At 64.4% G+C, this 15,700-nt stretch carries 12 protein-coding genes; 4 read left to right on the top strand and 8 right to left on the bottom strand.

Translation table 11 applies throughout. From position 1 onward, the window contains the following. The first annotated feature begins 209 nt into the window (after positions 1-209). The 4 genes from glnL (at position 210) to R1T44_RS01030 (ending at position 6,399) form a co-directional block, all read left to right on the top strand. Entirely contained in the window at positions 210-1,304 is a 1,095-nt protein-coding gene (gene glnL / locus R1T44_RS01045; protein ID WP_264158090.1) for a nitrogen regulation protein NR(II), read from the top strand. Then, entirely contained in the window at positions 1,301-2,710 is a 1,410-nt protein-coding gene (ntrC, locus tag R1T44_RS01040; protein WP_043335756.1) for a nitrogen regulation protein NR(I), read from the top strand. The genes glnL and ntrC overlap by 4 nt, the downstream gene beginning before the upstream one ends. 171 nt (positions 2,711-2,881) lie before the next feature. Beyond that, positions 2,882-4,219 (top strand): deoxyguanosinetriphosphate triphosphohydrolase, encoded by a 1,338-nt coding sequence (locus R1T44_RS01035; protein ID WP_043335753.1) that lies wholly within the window; start codon positions 2,882-2,884, stop codon positions 4,217-4,219. 428 nt (positions 4,220-4,647) lie between these two features. Further along, the gene (locus R1T44_RS01030; RefSeq protein ID WP_215823615.1) at positions 4,648-6,399 is read left to right on the top strand and encodes a BCCT family transporter; all 1,752 of its coding nucleotides are present in this window, start codon (positions 4,648-4,650) and stop codon (positions 6,397-6,399) included. Positions 6,400-6,518: 119 nt separating this feature from the next. Here R1T44_RS01030 and R1T44_RS01025 read toward each other — a convergent pair whose 3' ends face one another. From R1T44_RS01025 to tkt, 8 genes are all read right to left on the bottom strand, one after another. Continuing rightward, positions 6,519-7,355, bottom strand: a complete 837-nt coding sequence (locus tag R1T44_RS01025; RefSeq protein WP_317292406.1) for an ATP-grasp domain-containing protein — start codon at positions 7,353-7,355, stop codon at positions 6,519-6,521. Between the two features lie 149 nt (positions 7,356-7,504). Then, entirely contained in the window at positions 7,505-8,425 is a 921-nt protein-coding gene (locus R1T44_RS01020) for a nuclease-related domain-containing protein (protein ID WP_107335811.1), read from the bottom strand. A gap of 92 nt (positions 8,426-8,517) precedes the next feature. Next, positions 8,518-8,970, bottom strand: a complete 453-nt coding sequence (locus R1T44_RS01015) for a YbaY family lipoprotein (RefSeq protein ID WP_043335747.1) — start codon at positions 8,968-8,970, stop codon at positions 8,518-8,520. 51 nt (positions 8,971-9,021) lie between these two features. Continuing rightward, positions 9,022-9,396 carry a translation initiation factor Sui1 gene (locus R1T44_RS01010; protein WP_043335744.1) on the bottom strand — a complete coding sequence of 125 codons (375 nt, stop codon included), beginning with the start codon at positions 9,394-9,396 and terminating at the stop codon, positions 9,022-9,024. A 185-nt stretch (positions 9,397-9,581) separates the two neighbouring features. Next, positions 9,582-10,646 (bottom strand): class II fructose-bisphosphate aldolase, encoded by a 1,065-nt coding sequence (gene fba / locus R1T44_RS01005; RefSeq protein WP_043335741.1) that lies wholly within the window; start codon positions 10,644-10,646, stop codon positions 9,582-9,584. A 119-nt stretch (positions 10,647-10,765) separates the two neighbouring features. After that, on the bottom strand, positions 10,766-11,929 hold the full coding sequence (locus tag R1T44_RS01000) for a phosphoglycerate kinase (protein ID WP_043335739.1): 1,164 nt from the start codon (positions 11,927-11,929) through the stop codon (positions 10,766-10,768). Next, positions 11,926-13,062, bottom strand: a complete 1,137-nt coding sequence (locus R1T44_RS00995) for a type I glyceraldehyde-3-phosphate dehydrogenase (protein WP_317292405.1) — start codon at positions 13,060-13,062, stop codon at positions 11,926-11,928. The genes R1T44_RS01000 and R1T44_RS00995 overlap by 4 nt, the downstream gene beginning before the upstream one ends. Before the next feature lie 435 nt (positions 13,063-13,497). Further along, entirely contained in the window at positions 13,498-15,492 is a 1,995-nt protein-coding gene (gene tkt / locus R1T44_RS00990) for a transketolase (RefSeq protein ID WP_043335737.1), read from the bottom strand. Between the last annotated feature and the right edge of the window lie 208 nt (positions 15,493-15,700).

Raw genomic sequence — 15,700 nt, 5'->3', positions numbered from 1 at the left:
CTTCGGGCGGCTTTTTCGTGTCTGGGCCAGTCGATGTCGGGCCACCTGGCAGCGAAGTGAGGCAACGCGGATTCGAGCGCGTTTTTCCGCCTGCACCATTTTGGTGCCAATATGGGAGGCCAGAAATGGTTGCACAGCATCGGACGCCGTGTTCTCGGTGCCTGCACCAGACTGGCGCGGTTATTGCAGAACAGGGAGACGTACTGCAGATGGCGAACAAACCCATGCATCAACGACTGCTCGAACACCTGAACACTGCCGTGGTGGTGCTGGACTCACAGCTGCAGATGGTCTGGATGAATCCCGCCGCGGAGACGCTGCTGGCGGTGAGTCTGGTGCGTGTGAAGGGCAGTACGCCCGACAACATGACCGGGCTGGATGACACCCTGATCAATGTGCTGCGCAAGGCGCTGGAGGAACAGCATCCCTACACCCAGCGTGAGGCCGAGATCATCAACGCGGCCAATGAAGCGCTGACGGTGGATTTCACCGCGACGCCCATCAGCGCCAATGAACTGCTGGTCGAGATAGAACCGCGTGACCGCCTGATGCAGATCTCGCGCGAAGAAGCGCTGATCGCACGCCAGGAGGCGGTCAAGGTGCTGACGCGTGGTCTGGCGCATGAGGTCAAGAATCCGCTCGGCGGCATTCGTGGCGCTGCCCAGCTGCTCGAACGTGACCTGCCCGAACCGCAGATGGTGGAGTTCACGCGCATCATCATCGAGGAGGTGGACCGCCTGCGTGATCTGGTCGATCGCATGCTCGGGCCGAACCGGCCGCCGCTGCAGGCGCCGGTCAATGTGCATGCGGTGACCGAGCGGGTGCGGGCCTTGCTGCAGGCGGAAGGCAGCGCCATCACCTTGAGCGCCGACTACGACCCGAGCCTGCCGGAGGTGATCGGCGACGAAGGTCAGCTGATCCAGGCGGTGCTCAACATCGCGCGCAATGCCACCCAGGCCCTCAATGAGCAGCCACAGCCCGATTCACCGCAGCCTGACGCCGCTCCCTACGAGATCACGCTGCGGACCCGCGCTCGCCGGCAGTTCACGCTGGGCCATGAGCGCCATCGGCTGGTCTGCGAGCTGGCGATCATCGACAACGGCCCCGGCATACCGGAGAGCCTGCGCGAGACGCTGTTCTACCCGATGGTCTCGGGGCGCGCCGAAGGCTCAGGGCTCGGGCTGTCGATCGCCCAGGGCATCCTGCACCAGCATCAGGGGCTGATCGAGTGTGACTCGCGCCCCGGCCATACCGAATTCCGATTACTCATTCCGCTAGCCGGCACTTCTGGAGATCACACATGAGCGAGACTGCCCGCGTCTGTATCGTCGATGACGACCGTGCCATTCGCTGGGTGCTGGAGCGCGCTCTGGCACAACCCGACCTCGAGGTGGAAACCTTCGAGCGTGCCGATCAGGCCGAAGCCAGCATCATGCGCCAGTGCCCGGATGTCCTGATCACCGATATCCGCATGCCCGGAACCGATGGTCTCGACCTGATGGCGCGCGTGCGCGAGAAGTACCCGGACCTGCCCGTCATCGTGATGACGGCGCATTCCGACCTCGACAGCGCCGTGGCCTCCTATCAGGGCGGCGCCTTCGAATACCTGCCCAAGCCGTTCGATGTCGATGAAGCGCTGGCGCTGGTACGGCGCGCCGTGGCGCATGCTCGTGAATCCAAGGCGCCCGCCGCCGTGCCGGAAGGGCTGACCAAGGAAATCATCGGCGAAGCGCCGGCGATGCAGGAAGTCTTTCGCGCCATCGGCCGCCTGTCACAGTCGCATATCACCGTCTTGATCAACGGCGAGTCCGGTACCGGCAAGGAGCGCGTGGCCCAGGCGCTGCATCAGCACTCGCCGCGCGCCGCCAAGCCGTTCATCGCGCTCAACATGGCGGCGATTCCCAAGGACCTGATGGAATCGGAGCTGTTCGGCCACGAGAAGGGCGCCTTCACCGGCGCCACGGCGCTGCGCCGCGGACGCTTCGAGCAGGCCGATGGTGGCACGTTGTTCCTCGATGAGATCGGTGACATGCCCGCCGAGACCCAGACCCGCCTGCTGCGCGTGCTGGCCGATGGCGAGTTCTATCGTGTCGGTGGCATCACGCCGGTCAAGGTCGACGTGCGCATCATCGCCGCGACGCACCAGCATCTGGAAAAGCTGGTCGAGGATGGGCGTTTCCGTGAGGATCTCTTCCACCGCCTCAACGTGATTCGCGTGCACCTGCCGCGCCTGTCGGAGCGTCGCGAAGACATTCCGCGCCTGATGAGCCACTTCCTGGGCGAGGCCGCGCGTGAGCTGTCGACCGAGCCCAAGGTGCTGACGGAGGCCGCGGAGAAGCACCTGACGCGCTTCGACTGGCCGGGCAACGTGCGCCAGCTCGAGAACACCTGTCGCTGGCTGACGGTGATGGCCTCGGGGCGTGAAGTGATGATCGAGGACCTGCCGCCGGAGCTGCGCGATGCCAGCGGCACCGAGGCGGCCTCCGGCGATTGGCGTGGTGCCTTCCGCGAGTGGGCAGACCGCGCACTCGCCGCCGGCCACACCCATCTGCTGGAAGAGGCGGTGCCCGATTTCGAGCGCATCCTGATCGAGACGGCTCTCAAGCATACCGGTGGCCGCAAGGGCGAAGCCGCCGAGCTGCTGGGCTGGGGCCGCAACACCCTGACCCGCAAGCTCAAGGTGCTGTTGCCGGCGCTGGCCGAGGACTGAGGACAGCCTGAGCGGGTTTGGGGATAGCCTTGGCGAGCTGAGGATGGCCTGAGCGGGCTGGAGACAAGGAGAACAGGGTGCCACAATCCCTGTTCTCTTTTTTTATGCGCGTCATTCACCTGTTATCTGCTCGCCGGCGCCAGTGCTCGGCGCCTGCCAAGGAGTTGCCTGATGTCATCGATGAGCTGGGAGCGACTGCTGGAACCGAGTCGCCTGCATGACGCACCGGGCACCGTATCGCGTGAGATGGGGCGGACACCCTTCCACAAGGACCACGACCGCATCGTGTTCGCGGGCTCCTTCCGTCGCCTGGGGCGCAAGACCCAGGTCCACCCGCTGACCGACAACGACCATATCCACACGCGGCTGACCCACTCGCTGGAGGTCGGCTGTGTCGGCCGCTCGCTGGGCATGATGGTCGGCGAGAAGCTCAAGGAGCAGTTGCCCGACTGGATCACACCGTCGGATCTCGGCGTCATCGTCCAGACCGGCTGTCTGGGGCATGACATCGGCAACCCGCCCTTCGGGCATGCGGGGGAGTACGCCATCCGTGACTGGTTCGCCGCCGAGGCCGCCAGTGATCACGGTCGGCTGGCCGGGCTGAGCGATGCCGAGCGCGAGGACCTGCTCACCTACGAAGGCAATGCCCAGGGCTTTCGCATCGTCACCCAGATCGAATACAACCAGTTCCATGGCGGCATGCGCCTGACGGCGGCGACGCTGGGCACGCTGCTCAAGTACCCGTGGACGGTGGAGCACGCCACGGCCGGTGGCAAGTTCGGCTGCTATCAGAGCGAGCGCGTGCTGCTGGATCAGGTCGCCGAGCGTTGCGGGCTGCTGGCGCGGGCCGATGGCCGCTGGTGCCGTCACCCGCTGGCGTGGCTGGTCGAGGCCGCCGATGACATCTGCTATGCGCTGCTGGACCTGGAAGATGGCCTCGAGATGGGCATCCTGCAGTTCGAGGAAGTGTTCGAGATTCTCACCGGCATCAGCGGTGGCGAGCCGCGCGAATATCAGGAGATGGTCGCCCGCGGCACCTCCCAGCGGCGCAAGGTGGCGGCGTTGAGAGGCGCGGCGATGGAGCGTGCCGTCAATGATGTCGCCGAGGCTTTCGTGCAGCGCGAGACGGAACTGCTGGCCGGCACGCTCAGTGAAGACCTGCTCGACCTGTGCCACCCCGACCTCGGCTGGGGCGTGCGGGAAGCCAAGAATCTGGCGCGCCAGAAGATCTTCCGCAACGAGCGCAAGGCCAAGCTGGAGATCGGCGCCTACACCACGCTGGGCATCCTGCTCGAGGCCTTCATCGGCGCTGCGCATGAGTTGCATACCAAGGGGCGCTCCAGCTTCAAGCATCAACGTGTGCTGGCATTGATCGGCGAGAACACGCCGACCAAGGACTGGGATCTCTACCGCAGCTACCGGCGCATGCTCGACTTCATCGGCGGCATGACGGACCACTTCGCGGTGGATCTCGCCCAGGAGATGGGCGGGCGCCTGCGCGGCGACTGAGCCCGAGGCGCCATCAGCTCGATCATCTCAAGTCTGATTACTTCCACCAGGGAACGGCAGCAGTGCCGTTCCCTGGTGGATGCCTGCTCTCCGGGCTGACATCTGCCATCTGCTGCCTTTTCTGCGTCTTTTCTGCGTCCTCCCTCCTGCTATCCACCTCTGCGCTGCCTGTTCTGGGCTGTACTGACTGTGTCTTCCCTGCTGATTTGCCTGTCGCTGCCAGCCCTGTCGTCGTGCTTCCTGCTCTTCTCTTGGCCTGAACGCCAAGGCCTGCCAAGCGCTAATAAATGACTTGCTTGCGTTAAATTAACTTTACGTAGCCGCTTGGATCGTTGTACTAGGATTGTACGCAGTGGGGATGCGTGTATCGCAATCACTCATGATAAGCTGTTATCATGCATGGCAATAACGATAAATGAGGCTTATATATGAGCAAGGAAACCCGAAAGGTATCCGCCAAGACGGCGGGGGATCGGCCGGAAAAGCCCTTCGACATGATCGACAAGCCGACCTTCTTCGGCTCGATCTTCCTGCTGTTGGCAGTGACGCTGCCCCTGGTCATCTTCCCCGAGCAGGGCGCGATGTGGGTATCGGCGGCCAAGAACTTCGTCACCAGCAAGCTCGGCGTGCTCTATCTGCTGCTCGGCGTGGGGGCCGGCGGCTTCATGATCTACATCATCTTCAGCGACATCGGTCAGATAAAGCTCGGTGATGCCGAGGAGAAGCCCGAATTCTCCATCGTCTCATGGGCGGCGATGCTGTTCTGTGCCGGTATCGGGGCCTCCATCCTGTACTGGTCTATGATCGAGTGGGTCTACTACTACCAGTCGCCCCCGTTCCATGTGGAAGGCCAGACACCGGAGGCAGCGGAATGGGCCGCGGCCTACGGCATCTTCCACTGGGGCCCGCTGGCATGGGCGATCTACCTGATTCCCGCCGTACCGATCGCCTACTTCTACTACGTACGTCACCACAGCGTGCTGAAGATTTCCGAGGCGCTGATGCCGGTGCTGGGTGAAAAGCTGGCGCATGGCTGGCTGGGCAAGCTGATCGACATCAGCTTCATCTTCGGCATGCTGGGCGGCGGTGCGACCACCCTGGGTCTGGCGGCACCGATGATCAACGAGGGGGTGCACGAGCTGTTCGGGGTGCCCAAGTCGCTGACCACGCAGATCGTGGTGCTGCTGGTGTGTACCGCCCTGTTCGGCTACAGCGCCTACGTGGGCCTCAAGAAGGGCATCAAGCTGCTGTCAGACATCAACTTCTGGCTGGCGGTCGGCCTGTTGCTGTTCATCTTCATCGCGGGGCCGACCCTGTTCATGGCCAATACCGGCCTGGATGCGCTGGGCCGCGTGATGAGCAACCTGATCCACATGGCCACCTGGCTTGAACCGTTCGCCGAGTTCAAGGGCTTCGAGGACACGCACTTCCCGCAGGACTGGACCATCTTCTACTGGGCCTGGTGGCTGGTGTTCGCGCCCAGCGTGGGGCTGTTCATCGCGCGTATCTCGCGGGGCCGCACCATCCGCGCCATGGTCGCCGGTTCGATGTTCTTCGGCACCATGGGCTGCTTCCTGTTCTTCATGGTGATGGGCAACTACGGCCTCTACCTGCAGCTGTCCGGTGAGCTGGACGTGGTCACCATCCTCAATGACCAGAGCCCGACCGCGGCCATCTTCGCGATGCTGCACACGCTGCCGCTGGACTACGTGGTGATCTTCGCCTTCACGCTGCTGGCGCTGATCTTCACCGCGACCACCTTCGACTCCATCTCCTACATTCTGGCCGCTGTGGTCCAGAAGGAAGTCGATGAAGAGCCGATGCGCTGGAACCGCCTGTTCTGGGCCTTCGCCCTGTCGTTCATGCCCATCGTGCTGATGTTCATCGGCGGGCTGGAGACCCTGCAGACGGCCTCCATCATCGGGGGTGTGCCGCTATTGGCAGTGGCCTTGATGCTGTGCATCTCCATCGTGCGCGCCGCGCACTATGACCTGCGCTACCAGCCGGATTACACGGTCAAGGAAATCAACATCGAGGAGTTCCCGGCAGACGACCCCTGGACCGAAGACGGCACTTGGGAAATACCCGACGAGGACGTGCCGGCAGCAGGCAAGCCGCGGCAGGACCCGCCCAAGGATCATATCGAAGGCGACCCGCACAGCCGTCCCTCACGCCTGTGAGGAGATGAGCCGGCCGGCCAGTTGAACGGCCAGTGTCAGACGACAAGACGCCGCCCATTGGGCGGCGTCTTGTCGTTCAGGGCAGGCAAGGGGCAGCGTGATGACGCGCCCGCAAGATGTCAGCCGGTCTCCTTGAGTGTCGTGCGGCGCACGCGGCGCGGCGTCAGTAGCGGTGGCGTCGGGTCGTTGTCGCTGCTGTCGAGCGCCAGATGGCGGAGGATGGCGGCACCGATGCGCCGCGAGCTGTCCGGGATGCCCTGATTGCCGAACAGGCGGTTGAACTCGAACACGAGCGGATGGCCATCGACCATCGCGATATCGAAGCCGGCATGATCGACACTCAATGCCTCGGCCAGGTGCAGGGCCAGGGCGATGGCGGGGGCCGGGATATTGTCGTAGGCCGTTTCGCCGCCCTGACTGACATTGGAGCGATAGCCGCCCAGCGGCGTGACGCGCCAGTAGGCGGTGATGACTTCGCCACCCACCACCACGATGCGCAGGTCGCGGTCGATCTCCAGGCGCGGCTGGGCATACAGCACCGGATGCTCCGCCGCATGCGCTTCCAGTTCGCCACGCGACTGGATCAGCTTCACGCCGACGCCCATCGAGCTTTTGACTTCCTTGACGATCAGCGGGTAGCCGAAGCGCGCCTCGATATCGTCGATTGCCTGACGGCTGGCGCCGCGAATCTCGGTCGGTGGCACGTTGTCCGGGCAGATGGCCTGAAAGACGCGCGTCTGCTCGACCTTGTCGTGGCCGATCGCGTAGCTGGGCAGGCTGGGGAAGATGCGTTTGCCGAGGCCGTAGACCAGGGTGGTGATCTGCCAGTATTCGGGAAACAGCAGGATGTCGGCGGCGCGGATCTCGTCGAGGTGATCCAGCATGCGCTTCGGCTTGATATAACGAACACCGGGAATGCCGAGGGTACGAAAAGCGTCGAAGGTGATGAGTTTCATGCGGGATATGTCGCCAAGAGCGCCATCATTGCGATAGCGCGATAAGGTTGCCAAGGCTGGACCGGCGCGTATTTAACGCCGGGCGGGGCGCCTTGGCAAGCCTTTGTCTGGCGCTGCCATGCTCCAAGGGGCCGGAGCATGGCGGAGGATCAGTTGGTGGCGAGGCGCTCGGCCTGGACGCGGTCGAGAATCGCCTCGTTGATGCGCTGCTTGAGGGCGTCATCCAGGGTCGGGCAACCCTCTTCGGGGGCCATGCAATGGGTGCTCAGCCACTCGGCCAGGCCCTCGCCATTGACGACTTCGGGGTCATTCTCGCGCTGGGTCCCCTCGCGCACGATCTGCCAGCCCGGCAGCGCCAGCAGCCCCTGCACCGGCACGTCGACACCGCATTCACGCTTCAGCCAGGCGGCCGTCCAGTCGCGTGCGGTACGTGTCTCGCGCAGCGGTTTGCGCTCGCGATAGCCCGGGAAGTACAGGCGACCATCCTTGAGCTTGACCTCATCCTTGAGTGCGCCCAGCGCATCCAGCGGACGCGAGCGCGCCTTGGTGCGAATGGCGTAGGCGCCGGCGGGGGTGACCACCAGATGATCGATATGGAAGCCATCGGCCGGCACGTCGTGATAGACCATGCTGGTCAGCTGTTCCGGGCGGATCAGCTGGTCGAGTTCCTGACCGATGGACAGCTCGCAGGCCAGCCCCAGCTTGAGCTTGCGGATGCGCTGGAAGTGACGCGTCAGGCGCAGCGCGAACACCAGCACCAGCAGCGCACAGGCCAGACCGTAGGCGGCCCACTCAAGCCAGTTCTGCTCTTCGCCGAACACCATGCGCCCCATGCCGTAGACCAGCGGACTCAAGGTGATGAGCGGCCCGAGCGCCCCGTCGAGGAACAGCGCCTGGAAGGCCTCGTCGAGACGATCGCGCAGGCTCTGGCCCGGTTCACGCAGCTGGCGGCGGGTCAGCGGCGACTGGATGCGCCGCTCATGCAGGCCGCGCATGCCCAGCACCACCAGCGCGATGGCACCCAGAGGGGTAAGGAAGAAGACAGGTAACAGGTATTCCAGCCAATCCATTGGGGTGTCCTATCGGTGAGAGACGGGCCTACTGGTCAAGTCGAGCGTACTGGTCAAGTCGAACGTACTGATCGGGCCGGGCGCACGCGCCATCAGTGGCCCAGCGCACGCGGCAGCGGCGTGAGCGGGATCTCGACCTCGCCCTGCGAGGTGCTGGCGTCACCCAGCACCGGCACCGCGCTGTCATTGATCCAATACAGGCGACCCTCGCTGCGCACATCGGCTTGCAGCGCATAGCGATGGCCTTCCTCGATGGCATTGCGGTCGTACTGCAGGCTGACCGGGAAAGGCCCTTCACGCAGGCCGCCATAGCGGGTACTGGCAATCAGTCCGGCCTCGGCATCGGCGCGGGAGACATCCACCAGGCGCACTTCCAGCATCGCATCCGGCGGTGCCGTGAAGGCCTGCTGTGGCACCACGCGTGCCTCCAGCTGCGTGAAGTCCGGGCCGGTCATGCAGCCACCCAGCCCGAGCGTGGCCAGCAGCAGGCCAGAGAGCGAGAGCGTGCGAGCCGAAGGCCGGCGTGGCGTGATGAAGTTCAGCATGGAAATCCCTTGTGCAGCGAGATGGAAGGCAAAGGTGCGCGCAGCAGTCGTTCAGCCACCGGCCAGCTTGACGGTATAGCCCATCCGCGTGAGTTCAGCCTTGAGCGTCTCGCGGTGATCGCCCTGGATCTCCACGATGCCATCCTTGAGACTGCCGCCAGTGCCGCACCGCTGCTTGAGAGTCTTGGCCAGGGCCTTGAGTTCCTTCTCGGCGAGCGGAATCCCGCTCACGGTGGTCACGCCCTTGCCCTTGCGACCGCTGGTCTCGCGACGGATACGCACCACGCCATCGAGGCTTGCCAGGCGTTCACGCTCGGCGAGGTCGGCACATTCGCACTCGGCTTCGGCACGCCGACACTCAGGGCAGGTTGCGCCATGTTCGGTGGAATAGACAAGCCCGGACAGTTGATCCTTGAGCGAGGCCATGATGTCTCCTGCGATACGGTGATGAATGATCAATGCCAAACGGAATCTCGAAAGGATACCTGCGTGCGCGAGAGGCTGGCACCCTGAGGCGCATAAAAAAGGCGACCCCGAAGGGTCGCCTTTCTCTTCATTCCCTGCCTGCTCGCGTGCGGGCAGGCAGGGAGACCTTGGCGGGTGCCGCCCGATCAATTGATCTTCGGGTCCAGCTCGCCACGGTTGTAACGCTCGAACATCGCTTCGAGGTTGATCGGGTCGATCTTGCTGCCATGACCGGCGGCACCGAAGGCTTCGTAGCGGGCGATGCAGATGTCGCGCATCGCCTTCACGGATTCCTTCAGATACTTGCGCGGGTCGAATTCAGACGGGTTCTGCGCCATGAAGCGACGGATGGAACCGGTAGAGGCCAGACGCAGGTCGGTGTCGACGTTGATCTTGCGCACGCCGTGCTTGATGCCTTCGACGATCTCATCGACCGGCACGCCGTAGGTTTCCGGAATCTTGCCGCCGTATTCGTTGATGATTTCCAGCCAGTCCTGCGGCACGGAGGAAGAGCCGTGCATCACCAGGTGAGTCTCGGGGATGCGGGCGTGGATTTCCTTGATGCGCTGGATGGACAGGGTGTCACCCGTCGGCGGCTTGGTGAACTTGTAGGCGCCGTGGGAGGTGCCGATGGCGATGGCCAGGGCATCGACGTGGGTCTTCTTGACGAAGTCGGCGGCTTCTTCCGGGTCGGTCAGCATCTGGTCGTGGTCCAGCTTGCCTTCGGCACCGATGCCGTCTTCTTCACCGGCCATGCCGGTTTCCAACGAGCCGAGGCAACCCAGCTCGCCTTCGACGGACACGCCACAGGCGTGGGCCATCTCGACGGTGCGACGGGTCACATCGACATTGTATTCGTAGCTGGTCGGGGTCTTGCCGTCTTCGCCCAGCGAGCCGTCCATCATCACCGAGCTGAAGCCCAGCTGGATGGAGCGCTGGCAGACTGCCGGCGAGGTGCCGTGATCCTGGTGCATGACCACCGGGATGTGCGGGAATTCTTCCACCGCAGCCAGGATGAGGTGGCGAAGGAACGGCGCGCCCGCGTATTTGCGTGCGCCGGCGGAGGCCTGGACGATCACCGGGGAATCGGTGTGATCGGCGGCTTCCATGATGGCGCGCATCTGCTCGAGGTTGTTGACGTTGAACGCCGGGATGCCGTATCCGTACTCGGCTGCGTGGTCCAACATCTGGCGCATGCTGATCAATGCCATGACATCACCTGTCTTTTTGAGGAATCGAGTGGAGAAGCGTCGGGTGCCCCCCGTCAGCTGACGGGGAGCGACCTTGTGGCCGTGACTCTAAGCCTGCGCCAATGAGGACACAGGCGGGTTCAGCTTGCTGCGGCTTCCAATGCCGCAACGGCCGGCAGTACCTTGCCTTCCACGTATTCGAGGAAGGCGCCGCCACCGGTAGAAATGTAGGAGACGCGCGACTCGACGTCGTACTTGTCGATGGCCGCCAGGGTGTCGCCACCGCCGGCGATGGAGAAGGCGTCGCTCTCGGCGATGGCCATCGCCAGCTGCTCGGTGCCGTTGGCGAACTGTTCGATCTCGAACACGCCGACCGGACCGTTCCACAGAATGGTGCCGGCGTCCTTGAGCAGCGCTCCGAAGCGCGAGGCGGTCTCCGGACCGATATCCAGGATCATCTCGTCGTCCTGGACGTCGGCGACGGCACGCACGACGGCTTCGGCCTTGTCGGAGAACTCGGTGGCGACGACGACGTCGGTCGGCAGCGGAATCTCGACCTTGTCCATCAGCGCGCGAGCGGTATCGAGCAGGTCAGCCTCGTAGAGGGACTTGCCGACGTTGTAACCGGCCGCCGCGATGAAGGTGTTGGCGATGCCGCCACCGACGATCAGCTGATGGCACTTGTCGGACAGCGCCTTGAGCACGTCGAGCTTGGTGGAGACCTTGGAGCCACCGACGATGGCGACCATCGGCGCACGCGGTGCGGCGAGTGCCTTCTCGAGGGCTTCCAGCTCGGCGGCCAGCAGCGGGCCGGCGCAGGCGTCCGGGGCGAAGCGTGCCACGCCATGGGTCGAGGCCTGGGCACGGTGCGCGGTGCCGAAGGCATCCATCACGTAGACATCGCACAGCGCGGCGTAGGCGCGCGACAGGGATTCCTCGTCCTTCTTCTCGCCCTTGTTGAAGCGCACGTTCTCCAGCAGCACGACCTCGCCTTCGGCGACATCCGGTGCCGTGTCGAGGTAGTCGTTGATCAGGCGCACCGGGCTGCCCAGCAGCTCGCCCAGATGTGCCGCGACCGGTGCCAGCGAGAACTGGTCTTCCGGCTCACCCTCGGTGGGGCGGCCCAGATGACTCATCAGCATCACGCGTGCGCCGGCGTCGCGTGCCGCCTTGATGGTCGGCAGGCTGGCACGGATGCGCGCGTCGCTGGTCACCTGACCGTCGCGGATCGGCACGTTGAGATCTTCGCGGATCAGCACACGCTTTCCGGACAGGTCGAGGGCGGTCATCGTTTGCACGTTCATGACGGGTTCCTTGGTCGTGAATCGGTGGAGAGAGCTTCCCTCGCCAGAGGCGTTGTCATCTCGCAGGCGTGCCAATGGGTGGCGACGTCCAGCATGCGATTGGCAAAGCCCCATTCGTTGTCGAACCAGCACAGCATCTTGATCAGCCGGCCGCCGGCAACACGGGTCTGGGTCGCATCCACGATACCCGAGCGCGGATCGTGGTTGAAGTCGATGGAGGCCGTCGGCTCCTCGCTCAATCCCATCAGGCCCTGCAGTCGTTGGGCGCAGGCCTCGCGCAGCAGGTCATTGACCTCAGCGGCGCTCACGTCACGCTTCACCTCGATGGACATGTCCATGCAGGACACGTTGATGGTCGGCACGCGCAGGTGCAGACATTCGAAGCGTCCTTCCAGGTGCGGCATCAGGCGGTTGATGCCCTTGGCCAGGCCGGTGTCCACCGGCACGATCGAACTCATCGCCGAGCGCGTCAGGCGCAGGTCCGTCTGGTGGTAGGCGTCGATCACCGGCTGGTCGTTCATCGCCGAGTGCACCGTGGTGGTGACGCCGCGCTCCAGTCCGAAGGCCTCTTCCAGCACCGTCAGAATCGGAATCAGGCAATTGGTGGTGCACGACGCCGCCGAGACGATGCGCATGCCGCTGCCTGCCTGCCCCGCCTCGGCGGGGGCCAGCGCCGACTGGTTGATGCCGCACACGATGGTGGCATCGACATCGGCGTCGGTATCGCCGGGCTGGGAGAACAGCAGCCGGCCGGCGCCTGCCGCCAGATGACGCTCGGCGGTGGCGCGGTCCTTGAAGCTGCCGGAGCACTCCAGCACCAGGTCAATCCCCAATGCCCGCCAGGGCAGGCAATCTGGATTGGCCTCGGACAGGATGCTGATCGCATGGCCATTGACGACCAGCTGGCCGTCGCGCTGTTCCACCGTGCCGGGGAAGCGGCCGTGGGTGGTGTCGTAGCGGGTCAGATAGGTGATGGTGTCCAGATCTGACAGCTCGTTGATCGCGACCACTTCCAGCGGCAGTGCCTCACCGCGTGCTTCACGTTCTACCAGCGCTCTCAGCACACACTGACCGATGCGTCCGTAGCCATTGATGGCCACTCGCAAGGGAGCGTTTCCCTGGCGTCGGGACACCTTGTCTCCCTGGGGAGCGTCGGCGTTGGGCAGAGGCGGCTGGTGGTTCAAGGATGTTGAGTTCCGAGTGTTTTTCAGGGGGTCCATGGTAGCGCATCGCTTTGCTGGGCGGAGGGAGCGAAAGGCGCGCAAGCGCCTGATTTCTGGTTTTTTTCGTCTAAGGGCACGTAGTCACACTACCCAACTGGAGGGGTTGTGTAGTCGCCGTCTGCGCTGTCTGTCGTGGGCATGATCGCCGGAGAATGACCGCTCATGCAGGATGAATCGTGTCATCAAGCCGCGACTCGTGTGAGCCACGTCGACTACAGGCGACAGCCGGTGACGCTTGAGGGCTCCTCGAGTGTCGCACAGACGAAAACGCCGCCGCTCCCAGCGGGAGGCGGCGGCGTCGATCTGCATCCCACTCCGTCATCGACGGGGTGGGTCAGGCGGTGATCAGCCCAGCAGCTTGTTGGCGCGTTCGACCACGTTCTCGACCGTGAAGCCGAAGTGCTTGAACAGGTCGCCAGCCGGCGCGGATTCCCCGAAGGTCTCCATGCCGATGATGTCGCCGTTCAGGCCGACATACTTGAACCAGTAGTCACGATGACCGGCTTCGATCGCCACGCGTGCGGTGACGGAAGACGGCAGCACGGATTCGCGGTATTCCGCGTCCTGCGCATCGAACAGGTCGGTGGCCGGCATGGACACGACACGCACGGCGCGACCGGCGGCTTCCAGCTCGGCAGCGGCATCCATCGCCAGGCCGACTTCGGAGCCGGTGGCGATCAGGATCACTTCCGGCTGGCCGTTGGCGGCGTCCTTCAGCACGTAACCGCCACGGCTGATGTTGGCCAGCTGGGCCTTGTCGCGGTTCTGGTGCGGCAGGTTCTGACGCGACAGGATCAGCGCGGTCGGGCCGGAGTGACGCTTGATGGCTGCATCCCACGCTGCCGCTGTCTCCACGGCATCCGCCGGACGCCAGGTGGACAGGTTCGGCGTGGTGCGCAGGCTGGTCAGCTGTTCGATCGGCTGGTGCGTCGGGCCATCTTCGCCCAGACCGATGGAGTCGTGGGTGAAGACGTAGACGGCCTGCTGACCCATCAGGGCGGCCATGCGAACGGCGTTGCGCATGTATTCCATGAAGATCAGGAAGGTCGCGCCGTACGGGATGAAGCCGCCGTGCAGACCGGCGCCGTTCATGATCGCGCCCATGCCGAACTCACGCACACCGTAGTGCAGGTAGTTGCCGCTGAAGTCTTCGCGGGTGATCGCCTGGGCGCCCTTCCAGAAGGTCAGGTTGGACGGGGCCAGGTCGGCACTGCCGCCGAGCAGTTCCGGCAGCTGCGGGCCGAGCTGGTTCAGGCACTCGAAGGACGCCTTGCGCGAGGCCGGGCTGTCGCCGGCGGCCTGGGCATCCTCGATCATCTTCTCGCTGGTCAGGGCGTGCGGCAGCTTGCCCTCCAGACGACGGGTGAACTCGGCGGCCAGTTCCGGGTGTGCTTCGGCGTAACGGGCGAAGCGTGCATCCCAGTCGCTCTCGAGCTTGGCACCGCGTTCGCTGGCGTCCCAGCCCTGATAGATGTCTTCCGGAACGTGGAAGGGTGCGTGGGTCCAGCCCAGCTTCTCGCGGGTGGCAGCGACTTCGTCATCACCCAGCGGCGCGCCGTGGCAGGACTCGGTGCCTTCCTTGTTCGGGGAGCCGAAGCCGATCACGGTCTTGCAGATGATCAGGCTCGGCTTGTCGTCGTGGCTCTTGGCCAGGGCGATGGCGGCGTTGATCTCTTCCGGCTTGTGGCCGTCGACGTTGGAGACGACGTGCCAGCCGTAGGACTCGAAACGCTTGGCGGTGTCATCGGTGAACCAGCCTTCGACTTCGCCATCGATGGAGATGCCGTTGTCGTCATACAGGGCGATCAGCTTGCCCAGACCCAGGGTGCCGGCCAGCGAGCCGACCTCGTGGGAGATGCCTTCCATCATGCAACCGTCACCCAGGAAGCACCAGGTGGTGTGGTCGACGACGGTGTGACCCGGACGGTTGAACTGCGCCGCCAGTGTCTTCTCGGCGATCGCCATGCCGACGGCATTGGCCAGACCCTGACCCAGCGGGCCGGTGGTGGTCTCGATGCCCGGCGCGTAGCCGTATTCCGGGTGACCGGCGGTCTTGGCGTGCAGCTGGCGGAAGTTCTGCAGGTCTTCAAGGCTCAGCTGATAACCCGAGAGGTGCAACAGGGAGTAGAGCAGCATGGAGCCATGGCCGTTGGACAGCACGAAGCGGTCACGATCGGCCCAGTTCGGGTTGGCCGGGTTGTGCTTGAGGTGGTCGTTCCAGAGCACTTCAGCGATGTCGGCCATGCCCATGGGGGCGCCGGGGTGGCCAGACTTGGCCTTCTGAACGGCGTCCATGGAAAGTGCACGGATGGCGTTGGCCAGGTCAAAACGGGAAGGCATGCAGTAGCTCCTCGCCTGCGGGCGTCAAGAGTGGGGCAATGAATCACGGCGTGCTGCGCCGGACGCTCAGTGCATCCCGAGAGCCAGGGCATGCTGCTGCCTGGGTCTCCTTCAGGACTGTGCGCCTGAAACAGTGCGCCGGAAAGGACAGTGCGTCGCGTGAACCTTGTACGCGCGGACTCGCGTCCGAGCGTGATCTCCGGGCGGG

Origin of the sequence: Cobetia amphilecti, assembly GCF_032923285.1 — a bacterium.
Lineage (GTDB): Bacteria > Pseudomonadota > Gammaproteobacteria > Pseudomonadales > Halomonadaceae > Cobetia > Cobetia amphilecti.
Note: the sequence above shows the minus strand (reverse complement) of the source record. Positions and strands in the feature narration are given on the sequence as shown.